Raw genomic sequence first — 15,101 nt, 5'->3', positions numbered from 1 at the left:
CCCCGGACGGCCGGCACACGACGCGGGAGGCCACTGTGACACTCGCGGTACTCGCTCTACCGGCTTCGGTCCGCTCTGGCCGCTTCTGGGGCGGCCTGGTCCCGGACGCCGGGCCCTGCTGACGACTTCTGCCGATCCATCGCTGCTTCGGAGGCATGTGTGATGACCCCGTCCAAGATCCGTTTCTCGGAGCTTGTCGGTGAGCGGACCCGCGCGGAGATCTTCGCGACGGTCCTCACCGCGGGGCCCATCTCGCGCACGCAGCTGGCCCAGCGGCTCGGACTGGTGCCGTCCAGCGTGACGCGTATGCTGCCTCCGCTGCTGGAGCACGACTACCTCCGCGAGTCCGACACCGCCCCCCAGGGGCGGGGCCGACCGCAGAAGATGCTCCAGGTCAACCCGGACAAGCACATCGTGGTCGGCGCGAAGATCGGCCCCGCCCAGGTGTCCGCGGTGGTCACCGACATGGCCGCGGGTGTCCTGGCCCGCGCCGAGGAACCGATCGCCGACCGCAGCCCTGAGACCGCCCTGTCCGCCGTCGCCGACCTGACCCGGCGGCTCCTCGCGGAGGCGCCCGAGGCGGCGGACAGGGTCCTCGGGCTCGGGGTGGGGGTGAGCGGCCACGTCGACTCCGCCACCGGAATCTGCCGCTACTCCGCCCTCCTCGACTGGAACAAGGTCGACGTGGCAGGCCCTCTGCGGGAGGCCACGGGTCTGCCGGTCGTCGTCAACAACGACGTCAACACTTTGGTCGTGGCCGAGCGTTGGTTCGGCCAGGGCCGCGATGTGGACTCCTTCGCCGTCGTGACGGTCGGCCCCGGCATCGGCTGCGGACTGCTCCTCGACGGCGCCCTCTTCTCCGGAGCGACGGGCCTGGCCGGGGAACTCGGCCACCTGCCCCTCGACCCTGCGGGCCCGATGTGCAGCTGCGGGCGCCGTGGCTGTCTGGAGGCCCTCGCCGGGGACCGGGCGGTCCTGCGCCATCTGACGGACAGCGGAGTCGAGTGCACCGGTATAACCGAGGCGATAGAGCTGGCCCGTTCCGGCGCCGGCTCGGCACAGACCGTCAGCCGCTCCGCGTTCGCAGAGGCCTGGCGGGCCTGTGCAACCTGCTGAACCTGCAGAAGATCATCATCGCCGGGGAGGGTGCGGTCGCCCACGACCTGTTCGGCCCCGCCATGACTCAGGCGATGCAGGCCCACGCCTTCTCCACCGCCGCCCAGGACTGCGACATCCGCGTCGACCCGGTTCACCATGATCTGTGGGCCAGGGGCGCGGCCTGCCTGGTGATCCAGGATGCGGTCGGCGCGGCCCTGTCCTGACCCGGCACCCCTCCAACAACACCCAGTACCCGAGACACACGATGAGGTTTGACGTGCCCGAAAACGTGGCCGGTCCCGCCGACTCCTGGTGGAGCAACGCGGTGGTCTACCAGGTCTATCCGCGCTCCTTCGCCGACTCGAACGCGGACGGCATCGGTGACCTGCAAGGCATCATCGAGCGCCTGGACTACCTTGCCGAGCTCGGGGTCGACGTGCTGTGGCTGTCGCCGGTCTACCCCTCGCCGCACGACGACAACGGCTACGACATCAGCGACTACCAGGACATCGACCCGCTGTTCGGCACGCTCGCCGACTTCGACCGGCTGCTGGCGGCGGTCCATGAGCGCGGCATGAAGCTGGTGATGGACCTGGTGGTCAATCACACCAGCGATGAGCATTCCTGGTTCACCGCCTCCCGTGACGGCGGGCCGGACGGCGACAAACGCGACTGGTACATCTGGCGCCCGCCCCGCGCGGGCATGGAGCCCGGCACACCGGGTGCCGAGCCGAACAACTGGGGCTCCTTCTTCTCCGGGCCGGCCTGGACGTACGACGAGACCAGCGGCGAGTACTACCTGCACCTGTTCTCCCGCAAGCAGCCCGACCTGAACTGGGAGAACCCCGAGGTGCGCAGGGCCGTGCACGCGGTGATGCGCTGGTGGCTGGAGCGGGGCGTCGACGGCTTCCGTATGGACGTCATCAACCTCATCTCCAAGACCCCGGGCCTGCCCGACGGGCGCGTCCCCGAGGGCGGCCGCCACGGCGACGGCAGCCCCTTCTACGTCTGCGGTCCCCGCATCCACGAGTACCTCGCCGAGATGCACCGCGAGGTGTTCGCCGGCCACCCGCGCAAGCTGCTGACGGTCGGTGAGATGCCCGGCGTCACCATCGACGAGGCAAAGCTGTTCACCGACCCGGCCCGCCGTGAGCTGGACATGGTCTTCCAGTTCGAACACGTCGGCCTCGACCAGGGCCCCGGCGGCAAGTTCGACACCCGCCGGCTGAAGCTCACCGACCTCAAGGCCAGCCTGGGCCGCTGGCAGACCGGCCTGGGGGAAACCGGGTGGAACAGCCTGTACTTCAGCAACCACGACCAGCCGCGCGTCGTCTCCCGCTTCGGCGACGACTCCCCCGCCTACCGCGACCGCTCCGCCAAGCTGCTGGCCACCGTGCTGCACCTGCACCGCGGCACGCCGTACGTCTACCAGGGCGAGGAACTCGCCATGGCCAACGCCCCGTTCGCGACGATCGACGACTTCCGCGACATCGAGTCCCTCAACCACTACCGCGACCAGGTCGCCCTCGGTGTCGACGAGGAGCAGATCCTGGCCGGGCTGCGGGCCCGTGGCCGTGACAACGCTCGTACGCCGATGCAATGGGACGCCACCGAGCACGCCGGTTTCACCGCCGGCACGCCGTGGATCGCGGTCAACCCCGACCACGTACGCGTCAACGCCAAGGCCCAACTCGCCGATCCGGACTCGGTGTTCCACCACTACCGGCGCCTGATCGAGCTGCGGCACACCGAACCCGCCGTCACTCACGGTGACTTCCACATGCTTCACCCCGACCACGAGCAGCTCTACGCCTTCACCCGCCACGACGCCGCCTCCGGCACCGAGCTGCTCGTGCTGGCCAACTTCGGACCGGCCGACCTCGCTGTCGACCTGCCCGACGGCTGGGAGGACAGCGACACGCTCATCGCCAACCTTCCCGCACCCTCACCTCTCACGACCCGCTGCACCCTGCGCCCGTGGGAAGCCCGCGTCCACCGCCGCGCCACCGCCTGAAGCCCGCCCCTTGTCGCAACGACGCACACCGAGGAACCAGTTATGAACAACCCCCGCACCCGCACCGCCCGCAGAAGGTCTGTCCTCCTCGCGGCCTCCACTCTCGCTCTGCTGGCCCCGCTGACCGCCTGCGGCGGCTCCGGCGCCGGCGCGGGCGACGGCAAGACGCTGCGTCTGTGGCACTACGAAGAGCAGGACGGCGCGCTGAGCCAGGCCTGGGACGCGGCGATCGCCGAGTTCAAGAAGACTCACCCCGACGTCAAGGTCGTCTTCGAACGCAAGACGTTCGAGCAGATCCAGCAGAACGCCGGCATGATCCTCAACTCCGACAAGGCGCCCGACGTCATGGAGTACAACAAGGGCAACGCCACCACCGGCCTGCTCGCCAAGCAGGGCCTGCTCACCGACCTCACCCCGCTGGTGAAGGAACACGGCTGGGACACGGCGATCAGCGAGCGCGCCTCCGTCACCGCCCGCTACGACGCCAAGGGCGAGATGGGCGGCGACAAGTGGTACGGCATACCGAACTACGGCGAGTTCGTCCTGGCGTACTACAACGACGACCTGTTCAAGAAGTACGACGTCGACAAGCCCACCGACTTCAAGAGCTTCGAGGCCGCGCTGGCGAAGTTCAAGGCCGCCGACATCACCCCGCTCGCCAACGCGGGCAACGACCACCCCGCCGGCCACTGGCTCTACCTGCTCGCCCTGTCCAAGGCCACCGACGCCTGGGTCGACGACTACCAGCTCTACAAGGGCAAGGTCGACTTCCACGGCCCCGAGATGACCTACGCGGTGAACAAGTACCAGGAGTGGCTCGACAAGGGCTACTTCGAGAAGAAGGACGTCGGTCTCAAGGGCAGCGACATGACCGAGCAGTTCGTATCCCAGAAGCGGCCCATCATGGTCGGCGGCAACTGGTGGTTCGGCGGCCTGAGCAACGACATCAAGAACTTCTCCTGGTCCACCGCCCCCTACCCGGGCAGCGAGAAGACCCTCGGCTCCGGCGGCAACCACTGGGTCATCCCCACCAAGGCGAAGAACAAGAAGCTCGCCGAGGACTTCATCGCCATCACCATGTCCGACAAGATCCAAAAGCTCATCGGCGACAAGGGCAACGTTCCCCTCACCGCCAAGCCCGACACCATCACCAATGCCAAGGCCAAGGGGCTCATCACCGCCTTCAACACCTACCAGTCCGACAACGGACTGGCGTTCTACCCCGACTGGCCGGTCGTCGGCTACTACGACACGTGGCTGGCCTCCACCCAGAACCTGATGAACGGCGGCAAGCCCGACACCGTCCTCGACGAACTCGAAGCCCCGTACGACAAGTACATCTCCACCCGGTCCTGACCAGCCGCAGCCGCACAGCGCTCCGGCCGTACCCGCTTCAGGCAGCGGGGCTCTCTCCTCCCGATGCCGCGCCGTTCAGGGGACGGCGCCCCGGCCCGACCGGGCCGCCGTCCCGCCCACCTAGGAGCAACCGTGAAAACCACACGTCACCGGCGGTCCACGGGCTACGCCGTCTTCCTCGCCCCAGGCCTGCTGCTCGCTCTGCTCTTCCTCGTCGTCCCGCTGGTGATGACCTTCTACTACAGCCTCACCACCTGGCAGGGCATCGGCACCCCCGTCTTCACCGGCCTGGACAACTACACCCGCCTCTTCCAGGACGCCGACTTCTGGGCCTCGTTCCGCAACATCGCCTTCGTCATCATCGGCATCGCGATCGTGCCCACCCTGCTCGGCCTGTTCCTCGCCGCCCTGCTCTTCGACTACATCGGCAAGAAGCACGGAGACGGCGTCGTCAGCGTCTTCCGCTCCGGCCTCTACCTGCCCCAGGTCATCCCCGTCGCCGTCACCGGCCTGATGTGGGGCTGGATCCTCGCCCCCGAAGGCGCCGTCAACAGCATCCTCGACACCCTCGGCCTGTCCTCACTGCAGCAGAACTGGCTCGGCGACCCCGACCTCGCCCTGTGGATCGTCCTCGGCGTCCTGGTCTGGATGCAGCTCGGCTACCCCCTGGTGCTGTTCCTGTCCGGCCTGCAGCGCATCGACCCCGAACTGTACGAAGCAGCCGCCCTGGACGGGGCGAACTGGTGGCAGCGCTTCACCCGCATCACCGTCCCCATCCTGCGGCCCGAGGTCTACGTCGTCCTGGTCACCACCACCATCGCCGGCCTGAAGGTCTTCGCGCAGATCTTCGTCCTCACCGGCGGCGGACCCGGCAACTCCACCCTCGTCCCCGCCTACTTCGCCTACCAGAACTTCTTCGAACGCGCCGACGTCGGCTACGGCTCCGCGATCTCCAGCACCATCACCCTCCTCGTGCTGCTCATCGCCGGAACCATGCTCACCCGCCAGGCCCGCGAGGACGGATGACCATGATCACCTACGCCAACGACGACACCAGCAGCAGGCCAGACGTACGCAAGGGCGCCCCCGCCGGACACGCCGCCCCCAAGCCGCATCGAAAGAAGAAAAAGCCCGGCGGCCGCGGCACCGGCTCCTACGCCGTGATCGCCGCCGTCACCGTCTTCGTCCTCGCCTTCCTCGCCCCCTTCGCCATCATCCTCGTCAACTCCTTCAAAACCAGCTCCGACTACCGTGCCAACGGCTCCTTGTCCTGGCCCGAACAGTGGAACTGGGGCATCCTCGGCGAGGTCTGGGAACGCGTCGACTTCACCCAGAAGCTGGTCAACAGCATCCAGATCAGCCTCGGCGTCGTCGTCATCGCCGTCGTCCTGGCCCTCTTCAACGCCTACGCGATCGGCATCGGCCGCATCCGCTGGCGCACCGCCTTCCTCGTCTTCTTCCTCGGCGTGAACGTCCTGCCTCAGGAGGGCCTGGTCTACCCCATCTACTACCTCTTCAAAGAGGCCGGCCTCTACGACGGCAAACTCGGCTACACCATCCTGGTGGGCATCACCTACAGCGCCTTCGGCACCTACCTGCTCTCCTCCGTCTTCAGCAGCTTCCCCCGCGAACTCATCGAGGCCGCCTCCCTCGACGGCGCCGGCCGCTGGACCATCCTGTGGCGGATCGTGCTGCCGATGAGCTGGCCCACCCTGTCGGTGATGTGCGTGTTCTTCTTCGTCTGGAGCTGGAACGAGTTCCTCTACCCCCTCGTCCTGCTCATCTCCAACGACCAGCAGACCGTCCCCCTCGGCCTGTCCGTCATGCAGGGGCAGTACACCAGCGACCCCACCGCACTCAGCGCCGCCGCCCTCCTCGGCGTCATCCCGATGATCGTCTTCTTCCTCGTCTTCCAGCGCACCCTCACCCGCGGCCTCACCGCCGGCGCCGTGAAGTAGCCCCCGGCGGGCCTATGCCACCCCGGATCCGGACCTTCAGCCGCCCCGCAACCGGATCCGGGGTACAACCGCCAACCTGAGCCAGGCCGACGACGCCTGGACCCCGCCCCCGTCGGCAGAACTCCGACGGGAAGAGACGATCGGAGAGGAATACCCACCACTTCACACCGTTCCTCTACCGCTCATCCTCGATGCGAGGCTCCCCATGAAGACGACCGCCGACCGAATCACCTCCCCGCGGCAGCACCCGAGCGCCCAGGCCAGCCACCTGACCCTCGTGCCCCAGCCCCTGGTCGAGGACGCAGTGGTCGTCATCTCCGAACTCGTGACCAACGCCTACCTGCACACCCCAAACGGCCCGGTCGGCCTGCACCTGACGACACGCGGCCATCAGCTCGTCATCTCCGTCCGCGACACCTGCCCCACCTCAGCCATCCCCTCCGCGGCCGACCCGGAGCAGGACCACGGCCGCGGCCTGAGCATCGTCCGAGCCCTCGCCGAAGCCTTCGGATGGAGCCACACGCACACCGGCAAGACAGCATGGGCCCGCCTGAGCCTCCGGCCGGGCTGCTGACACCCAGGACGCTGGGGTATCCAGTCCTGGATTTTCCCGACCCTGGTTGTGATCTGGTGTTGTTCAGGGCAGGCAGACCGGTGATGAAGTACGTGGCCGTACCGGAGCCTTGGCTATTCGGGTGCACTGGTCGCCGGCCATCACTCCGCGCCGTAGTCACCCCGACCGCCCCTTGGTGCCGACGGCGGCAAACAGCCATGATCTCGACGCGGCATGGGCCCCCTAGCTGGACGCCTCCGGGCCCCACAGGTCGCAGTGGTGCTCACCGGGCAGTTCGGCCGTGGCGGCGTTGCCACCGGCGCTGCTTGTACGCAAGCGAAGTACGCGGCCGGGCTGGGAACCCTGTTCCGGCATGGTGGGCTGGCCAGCGGCGCTGGGGGCGTCGCCGTGGATGAAGGAGCCCCAGTACGCGGTCATCTGCCGGGACAGCACGCGCTGTTCGGCGTTGAACACCGCGCTGCGGCCGTAGGGCTTGAAGAGGTAGTTCAGCTCGGCGGCGTGGGTGGCACCGAAGTCGAAGTCGGTGTTCTGCGGGAGGGAGGCGAAGAGCGGTGATGTGCGGTCGGCGAACTCGTAGCCGTAGACGCGTCCGCGTTCGGCGAGCAGCGGGTTGACCCGCAGCGCCGGGCAGGCGAAGAGGCGGTCTCCGAAGGCGGCGGCGTAGGCGTAGGCGGGCCGCTCGTAGGCGCTGAGCCGGTAGCGGGCCAGGGCGCGGGTGCCGGCCTCCTTCCCGAAGGTGTCGATGAGGGCCTGCGGGTAGGCGTCAGCGGTCAGGGTGTTGCCCCAGCGGTCGAAGGAGTCGTACGCGAAGACCAGTCCCTCCTTGCTGTTGGCGCCGTTCATGACGGGTACCCGTACGGCCTCTTCGGTGGCGAAGGCTTCGGCGGGTTGGCGCGGGAGCCCGGCGCCGCCGACGGTGTAACCCCAGCTGCCGGTGCCCTGCTGGGCATCCAGGATCTGTTCGATGGGCTTGGAGCGCAGGCAGGCGGCCGCGGTGCCCGGATCGGTGCACCCCACCTTGGCGGCGAAGGCCAGTCCGGCTTCGACGGCCTGCTTGCGCGGGGTGCCGGCGCAGTCGCCGTAGGCGCCGCTCTGGATGATGGCGGCCCGGTACAGGCCCCGGCTGGACGGCGAGGCCAGCTGAGTGCACACGGCACGGCCGCCGGCCGACTCACCGGCGAGGGTCACCTGGCGGGGATCACCCCCGAAGCTGCGAATGTTGCGCTGGACCCAGCGCAGGGCCAGCTGCTGGTCGAGGAGGGCGAAGTTGCCCGAGGTGTCCGGCAGGGTGAGGAAACCCATGGCGCCGAGGCGGTAGTTGAGGGTGACGACCACCGTGTTGGTACGGCGGGCGAACTCATCGGGGACGATGTCATGACCGGCGCCGCCTACGTTGCCGCCGCCGTGTACCCAGACCATGACGGGCAGCCTGCCCCGGTCTGTGTGCCGCTGCCCGCCGGGCGGGGTGTAGACGTTGACTGTCAGGCAGGCCTCAGTGGTGTGGCGTTCCTCGAAACCGGGTGCCCAGTACGTGTTCTGCGCGCAGTAGTCGCCGTACTGGGTGGCATTCCGTACGCCGCGCCAGGCTCGCGCGGGCAGCGGCGCCTTCCAGCGCCGCTCGCCGGTGGGCGGCTGGGCGTAGGGGATGCCCAGGAACTGCCGGCCATCGGCGGTGGCCTGGCCGCGGATCCAGCCGTTGGCGGTGTGCACCATCGGCGACCGGTCCGCCGGCCGATCCGTCGCGGCCTGGGACGGCGCCGGGGTCAGCCAGGTGGCTGTGAGCGCCAGCATCAGCGCCAGCGCGCTCTGACCTGTGCGTGCTGCTCTTCGTGCGCGCAGCGGGGGTCTCAAGGTCAGTGGCATAGGGTCTCCTCCGGGCCGTGACGTGGCGTCGCGTGGCCCGAGGATAGGTGCATAGTGCCATAGGTGACTAGTGCCATACCCGGGAGGTCGGTGAGGGGAAATGAAGCTCGAGCACGTTCTGCTCGGATTCGTGGCCATGCGTCCCTGTACCGGCTACGACCTGAAGCGATGGCTGGCCAGCGAGATGGGCCGCATGACCGGCCTGCCCGGCCAGCAGAGCCAGATCTACCGGACCCTGAACCGGATGCGCGCCGACGGCTGGATCGACTACACCCTGGAGCGCAACGAGGGGCGCCCGGACGCCAAGGTCTACCGGCCGACGGAAGCGGGCCAACACGAGCTGCGTCGACGGCTTGCGGAGCCGTACGTCCCTTCGCCGGACCCGACCGACCCCGAGTTCCTGATGCGCTACCTCTTCACCGTCTTCCTCACCAAGGAAGAGCAGATCGCTCTCGTCCGCACGGAACTGGACGCACGCCGCGCCCAGTACGAGCGCTTCCTCGACCGGGACATCCGCGAGGAGCCCTGGCTGCCGGGCATCAACCGCACCCGCATCGTGCGCCTCCTGGACCACGTCCATGACGGCAAAGGGCGCGCCCTTTTGTCCCACATCGGCTGGCTGGAAGAAATCCTCACCGAATTGACGACATGACTCACCAGTCCCTTACGCCATTCGCACCCAGGGCCTGATCATCTTCCTGAACGGCGCATCCAGCTCCGGGAAGCCCAGCATCAGGAGGGAATTACTCGCGATCCTCGATGACCTGCACTTCCGCCTCACGGCAGACGCCTTCCACGCCATGCGGGCCCGCCGCAACGACCTCACCCCGCGACCAGCTGCGGACCATGCTCCGGCGCACCTGGCGGGGGTTCCACCGCGCGGTCGCGGGGAGGGCCTCGGGCGGCAACAACCTCTTCATGGACCATGTACTGAGCGAGGACTGGCGGCTAGGACGTCTCTTTCCGATCACCAAAGTGATCCGTCGTTTGGATCAGCCCGGCGTCGCGGGGTCTGGCACGCGCTCCCCCACTGCCTCAAGGGCGTGGGGGGACCCCCAGCCGCGTTGTCGTCACTCGCCGACTCCCCCACTCTCGGCTTCGCTCGAGCGGGGGGAACCCCCATCGCGTCGACTCCCTCCTCCGCCTTGCAGCTGCACGCACCAGACCCCGCTCGACCCCGCCAGGACGCGCAGCCCCTTTTCAGCCGGCCTGATCCAGACGACAGGCCCTAGGTGACGCGCTGAGGTGCCGGAGGCCAAGGGCGGGCAGGAGTTGAGTCAACGGTCAACCAGCCGTGCTCGCGGGGCTTCACCCGTGGATTCCGCGTCGGTGTCGTCGGTGCCGACCGGGCCGCGGGGAAGCATCCGGTCCAGCCACTTCGGCAGCCACCAGTTGGTCCGGCCGAGGAGTGTCATGGTCGCCGGGACCAGCACCATGCGTACGACCGTGGCGTCGATGAAGATCGCGGTGGCCAGGCCGAGCCCGAACATTTTGGTGGAGGGGTCGTCGGCGACGGCGAAGGACAGGAAGACCGCCACCATGATGAGGGCGGCCGAGGTGATGATCCGGGCGGTGCGTGAGACGCCCTCGACGATCGCCGTGCCGTTGTCGCCGGTGCGCAGGTACTCCTCGCGGACGCGGGAGAGGAGGAACACCTCGTAGTCCATCGACAGGCCGAACAGGATGGCGAAGAGGAACATCGGGATGAACGACACGATCGGAACCGTGGCTTCCAGCCCGATGAGTGCGCCTCCCCAGCCCCACTGGAAGACCGCGACCATGATGCCGTAGGCCGCGCCGATGCTCAGCAGATTCAGCAGTACCGCCTTGAGCGGTACGAGTATCGAGCGGAAGACCAGCATCAGCAGCAGGAACGACATCGCCAGCACGGCGGCGACGAACACCGGCAGGCGTTGGCTGGTGCGTCGGCCCACATCGGACAGGCTCGCGGCGGCGCCGCCGACGTGGGCCCTGGCCGGGCCGTGCCCGATCGCCGTGGGCAGCACGTCGGTGCGCAGCCGGGCGATGGTGTCGGCCGTGGCCTTGTCCTGAGGGCTGGTGGTCGGGAACACCACGAGGGTCGCGATGCCGGTGGCCCGATCGATGTGCGTCGGCGCGACGGATGCGATGCCCGGATCCGCCGCGACCGCCCCGACGAGTCGGTCCAGCACTCCCGGATCACCGGTGGGGTCCGCGGCGATGACGAGGGGACCGTTGGTGCCCGGGCCGAACCCCTCGGCGACGAGGTCGTACGCGCGGCGCTCGGTCCGACTCTGAGGCAGTGAGCCGTCGTCGGGCAGGCCGACGCGCAGGCCGAACACGGGCAGCGTCGCGGTCAGCAGCAGCCCCGCCGCGCCGACCGCGTACGGCACCGGGTGCCGGCTGACGTGCCCGATCCAGCGACGCCACCCGGCGGCGTGGGCGGCGCCCGCCGCCGGGTCCCGCCGCCGTGCGAGTCGGCCCAGCTTTCCAGTCTGCAGAACCCGGCCGATCCGGCCGGCCCGGGCCAGGCGCGGGCCCGCCGCGCCGAGGAAGGCCGGCAGCAGCGTCACAGACGCGAGCACCATCGTCAGGACGACGATCGAGACGGCAACCCCGCCCACCGTCATGAACGGCACGTTCGCGACCGCCATGCCGAGGATCGACACGACGACAGTGCCCCCGGCGAAGACCACCGGCCGCCCCGCCGTTGCCACCGCTCGTCCGGCCGCCTCGTGCGGATCGAGCCCGCACGCGAGGTACTCCCGGTGCCTGGCGAGCACGAACAGCGCGTAGTCGATGCCCACTCCGAGCCCGACCATGCTGCCCAGGACCGGTGCGAAGGTGGGGACCTCTGTCACCCCCGCCAGTACCGTCATCGTGGCGACTCCGACGGTCAGCCCGAAGACCGCCATGCCGATCGGCAGCGCGGCGGCGACGAGCGAACCGAACGCCAGGAACAGGATCGCGGCCGCGGCGAGCAGGCCGATCAGCTCGCTCACGCCGCCGTCCGGGTCGGAGAAGACGTAGAAGAGGTTCCCGCCCATCTCGATGCGCAGCGGCAGTTCGGCGCGCAGCCGGTCGCCGAGATCGACGAGGGCGTCGAGGTCTTCGGCCGACAGCCGGCTCTGGTCGGGGTACTGCACCCGGACGACCGCGATCCGCCCGTCGGCCGAAACGAGGCCGCCGCGCACGGCGGTGTCCCCGCCCGCGTCGAGCGCCCCTGCCGGGTCGCTCGTGCCGAGCACGTGCGGCAGCCGCTTCACCTCGGCCCGCAGCCGCGTGAGGGCGGTGCGCGCGCCGTCGTCGTCGAAGAACGTCGCACCGTCGCCGAGGGGGGTGACGACCACTTGGGCGGTCATCCCCTCCTGGCCGGTGCCTGCCCGCTCGATCAGTTCCGCGGCCCGCTGGGAGTCCAGTCCCGGAGCGGTCATCGAATCCGCGGTCCGCCCGCCGAAGGCGACGGCGGTGAGGACGGCGAGCGTGGCGGCGATCAGCCATGCCGCGATCACCCGCCAAGGATGGCGGGCGGCGCTTGCGCCCAGGCGCAACAGGGCTTTCGAGAGCATCGGGTCCTCCAACCACCTCGTCGGCCGTCCTTGTACGGCCGACGATGCCGAGGCTCGTCGCCACGGCGCTCCACGGCATCGGCCCGCGGGCCGCGGATCCGTCGGCCCCGGGGAGGAGTGACGACCCGTCCTTTCGGCCGATGCGCGGGACGCCACGGTCCCTAGGCTGAGAACCGTGCTCCGAGACGACCTGCGAACCCTGTGGACCGAACCCCGGCCGCCCGACGCGCCCGCCCGGGTGTGGCGGGACTGGGCGCTGCTCGCCGCGGGCCTTGCCGGTGTGGCGCTGGAGGCCACCCTGCGCGAGGACGTCGTGTGGCGGCCGGTGGCGGTGGTGCTCGCCGTATGGCTGTGCCTGCTGCCCCTGTGGCGCCGGACCCGCCCGCTGGCGATGGTGACGCTGGCGTTCGGCTCGGTGATCCTGCTTCCGGCGGCCTCGCTCGTCGGCGCACCGCGCGAGCCCGTCGGCCTGTACACCGGCGCGGTCGTGCTCGTGCTCGTGTACGCGCTGCCCCGGTGGGGATCGGGACGCGAGACCGTGCTGGGCGGCGCGGTGATCCTCGCGGCCGGCGCGCTGTGTTCCGTCACGGACGAGACCCCGGTCTTCGAGAACGTCGTGGGCCTCGCCTTCCTGCTGCTGCCCGGCGTGATCGGGGCCGCCGTGCGGTTCCGGGTGACCGCTCGCGAGCGGCAGTTGGAGCAGGTGCGCTCCCGCGAGCGCGAGCAGCTCGCCCGGGAACTGCACGACACGGTGGCCCACCACGTGTCGGCCATGGTGATCATCGCCCAGGCGGGCCGGGTGCTCGCGGGCACCGACCCGTCCGCCGCCGTCGAGGCGCTGGAGGGGGTCGAGGAGGAAGGGGCGCGCACGCTGGAGGAAATGCGCGCCATGGTCGCCGCGCTGCGCGACCGCGGGGTCGGCGCCGAGCTGGCGCCCCCTGCCGGAGTCGCGGATCTGGAGCGCCTGGTGCGCACCCCGGGTGGTCGCCTCAGGGTCGACCTGGGGCTCGACGGCGAACTGGACGCGCTGCCCCCGGCCGTGGACGCGGCCGTTTACCGGATCGTGCAGGAGTCGGTGACCAACGCGCTGCGCCATGCGGTCGACGCGACCGAGCTCGTCGTTCGGGTCGCCGCGGAACGGCACACGGTACGGGTGAGCGTGCACGACAACGGCCGGCGCACCGGCCGGGGTCGCGACGGATACGGACTTACCGGACTGCGCGAGCGCGCGACCCTGCTCGGCGGCACACTACGAGCCGGCCCGGGTACCGACCGGGGCTGGCATGTCGAAGCCGAACTGCCGAGCGCGAGGAGCGAGAGCGGTGTCCATTCGGGTCCTCGTCGCTGACGACCAGACGATCATCCGCACCGGGTTGCGGATCATGCTGAACGCCCAGCCCGGCATCGAGGTGGTCGGCGAGGCCGCCGACGGGCGGGAAGCGGTACGTCTGGCCCGCGAACTACGCCCCGACGTCTGCCTGTTCGACATCCGCATGCCCGTGCTCGACGGGCTCGAGGCCACCCGGCTGGTCGCCGGCCCGGGCGTCGCCGACCCGCTGGCCGTGGTCGTCATCACCACGTTCGACCTCGACGAGTACGTCTACGGCTCACTGCGTGCCGGCGCCCGCGGATTCCTCCTCAAGGACACGGGACCGGACCTTCTGGCGCAGGCCGTACGCTCGGCGTCCGACGGTGAGGCGCTCATCGCGCCCAGCGTCACCGTCCGTCTGCTCCAGGCATTCGCGGACCTGCCCGCCGGCCGGCCCGTGGACCAGCCGGTGTCCCCCGTCACCGCCCGCGAGGAGCAGGTGCTCCTCGCCGTCGCTCGCGGGCTGACCAACACCGAGATCGCCGACGGGCTGAACATCAGCCTCAGCACGGTGAAGACGCATCTGGCCAGCCTGATGGCCAAACTCGGCGCCCGCAACCGGGTCGAGATCGCGATGTGGGCCTACGAAACGCGTCGTATCCTCCCCGGAACCTGAGCCGGGTGCCGGGCCATGTCCCATGAGTCCCCGCACGGACATCAATGCACCGGTCGGCTCACGTCGGCTCCACTGCCTCACCCGCGCCAGAGCGTGACGTACCAGGAGGCCGGAACCGGGACGGTGAGACACCCGATACGACAAGACTCCCGACAGCTACCTCGCCAGTATCCACCTGCACGCCTCGACGATCTGGATCAAAGACCTCACCAGGACCACCGGTGATCACGACTCGATACGCGTCCTTAGGGTCCGTCTTCAAAGATCGTCGGTTGGTGGATCACGGTCGGGTGATACGTAGCCATGAACTCGGCGATCGTGAGTGGGAGTTATTCGTTCCGCTGACGGAGCCCAGCCGATGCAATGTCAGGGAGCACAGCCTCCCTGACCGACTTGTAGAGGCCGACTCGCCGACGTCCCTGCCATCGCCCACGCAAGCGCGGACAACCGGTGTGCGGCCGTCAGGCGCTACCACCGCCTTCAGCGTCCGTGGCTGGTTCTCCAGGCGGCGGTCGACGACGGTAGCGTTACCGCAATAGAAGTCCTCCTTCGGCCCAGAACCCCGGCACTGAGCACAGACCTCCTGAACGAAACCGTGTGAGAACGCCTGCCAGCGGAGGGCATCCTCTGCGCGTCAGCCTCCACATCCTTGAAGTAGAAGCGCAGTCGCCGCCCCGTGACAGCGAGTTCGACTACCTGATCATC

At 69.3% G+C, this 15,101-nt stretch carries 13 protein-coding genes; 11 read left to right on the top strand and 2 right to left on the bottom strand.

Going from position 1 to position 15,101, the window contains the following annotated elements; translation table 11 throughout:
- Positions 1-162 precede the first annotated feature (162 nt).
- The 7 genes from ACIQ6Y_RS37230 (at position 163) to ACIQ6Y_RS37200 (ending at position 7,000) form a co-directional block, all read left to right on the top strand.
- Positions 163-1,116 carry an ROK family protein gene (locus tag ACIQ6Y_RS37230; RefSeq protein ID WP_404046725.1) on the top strand — a complete coding sequence of 318 codons (954 nt, stop codon included), beginning with the start codon at positions 163-165 and terminating at the stop codon, positions 1,114-1,116.
- 62 nt (positions 1,117-1,178) lie between these two features.
- The gene (locus ACIQ6Y_RS37225) at positions 1,179-1,322 is read left to right on the top strand and encodes a hypothetical protein (protein ID WP_404046722.1); all 144 of its coding nucleotides are present in this window, start codon (positions 1,179-1,181) and stop codon (positions 1,320-1,322) included.
- A gap of 53 nt (positions 1,323-1,375) precedes the next feature.
- Positions 1,376-3,112 carry an alpha-glucosidase gene (locus tag ACIQ6Y_RS37220; protein ID WP_404046719.1) on the top strand — a complete coding sequence of 579 codons (1,737 nt, stop codon included), beginning with the start codon at positions 1,376-1,378 and terminating at the stop codon, positions 3,110-3,112.
- A gap of 42 nt (positions 3,113-3,154) precedes the next feature.
- Complete coding sequence (locus ACIQ6Y_RS37215; RefSeq protein ID WP_404046716.1) at positions 3,155-4,468, top strand: ABC transporter substrate-binding protein; 1,314 nt, start codon at positions 3,155-3,157, stop codon at positions 4,466-4,468.
- A 132-nt stretch (positions 4,469-4,600) separates the two neighbouring features.
- The gene (locus ACIQ6Y_RS37210; RefSeq protein WP_404046713.1) at positions 4,601-5,494 is read left to right on the top strand and encodes a carbohydrate ABC transporter permease; all 894 of its coding nucleotides are present in this window, start codon (positions 4,601-4,603) and stop codon (positions 5,492-5,494) included.
- Entirely contained in the window at positions 5,491-6,426 is a 936-nt protein-coding gene (locus tag ACIQ6Y_RS37205; RefSeq protein ID WP_404046710.1) for a carbohydrate ABC transporter permease, read from the top strand. The genes ACIQ6Y_RS37210 and ACIQ6Y_RS37205 overlap by 4 nt, the downstream gene beginning before the upstream one ends.
- 205 nt (positions 6,427-6,631) lie before the next feature.
- Complete coding sequence (locus tag ACIQ6Y_RS37200; RefSeq protein ID WP_404046707.1) at positions 6,632-7,000, top strand: ATP-binding protein; 369 nt, start codon at positions 6,632-6,634, stop codon at positions 6,998-7,000.
- A 222-nt stretch (positions 7,001-7,222) separates the two neighbouring features.
- Here ACIQ6Y_RS37200 and ACIQ6Y_RS37195 read toward each other — a convergent pair whose 3' ends face one another.
- Positions 7,223-8,863 (bottom strand): carboxylesterase/lipase family protein, encoded by a 1,641-nt coding sequence (locus ACIQ6Y_RS37195; protein WP_404046704.1) that lies wholly within the window; start codon positions 8,861-8,863, stop codon positions 7,223-7,225.
- Between the two features lie 100 nt (positions 8,864-8,963).
- On the opposite strand from ACIQ6Y_RS37195, the gene ACIQ6Y_RS37190 reads away from it, so the two are divergent.
- Positions 8,964-9,515, top strand: a complete 552-nt coding sequence (locus tag ACIQ6Y_RS37190) for a PadR family transcriptional regulator (protein WP_404046701.1) — start codon at positions 8,964-8,966, stop codon at positions 9,513-9,515.
- Positions 9,516-9,534: 19 nt separating this feature from the next.
- Positions 9,535-10,095 (top strand): hypothetical protein, encoded by a 561-nt coding sequence (locus tag ACIQ6Y_RS37185; RefSeq protein ID WP_404047001.1) that lies wholly within the window; start codon positions 9,535-9,537, stop codon positions 10,093-10,095.
- A 45-nt stretch (positions 10,096-10,140) separates the two neighbouring features.
- Here ACIQ6Y_RS37185 and ACIQ6Y_RS37180 read toward each other — a convergent pair whose 3' ends face one another.
- The gene (locus ACIQ6Y_RS37180; RefSeq protein WP_404046698.1) at positions 10,141-12,411 is read right to left on the bottom strand and encodes an MMPL family transporter; all 2,271 of its coding nucleotides are present in this window, start codon (positions 12,409-12,411) and stop codon (positions 10,141-10,143) included.
- Positions 12,412-12,586: 175 nt separating this feature from the next.
- On the opposite strand from ACIQ6Y_RS37180, the gene ACIQ6Y_RS37175 reads away from it, so the two are divergent.
- The gene (locus tag ACIQ6Y_RS37175; RefSeq protein ID WP_404046695.1) at positions 12,587-13,759 is read left to right on the top strand and encodes a sensor histidine kinase; all 1,173 of its coding nucleotides are present in this window, start codon (positions 12,587-12,589) and stop codon (positions 13,757-13,759) included.
- Entirely contained in the window at positions 13,734-14,396 is a 663-nt protein-coding gene (locus tag ACIQ6Y_RS37170) for a response regulator (protein ID WP_404046692.1), read from the top strand. The genes ACIQ6Y_RS37175 and ACIQ6Y_RS37170 overlap by 26 nt, the downstream gene beginning before the upstream one ends.
- Positions 14,397-15,101: the final 705 nt, after the last annotated feature.

The organism is Streptomyces sp. NPDC096205 (genome assembly GCF_044763135.1).
GTDB lineage: Bacteria > Actinomycetota > Actinomycetes > Streptomycetales > Streptomycetaceae > Streptomyces.
This window is presented reverse-complemented; position numbering and strand designations above follow the sequence as displayed.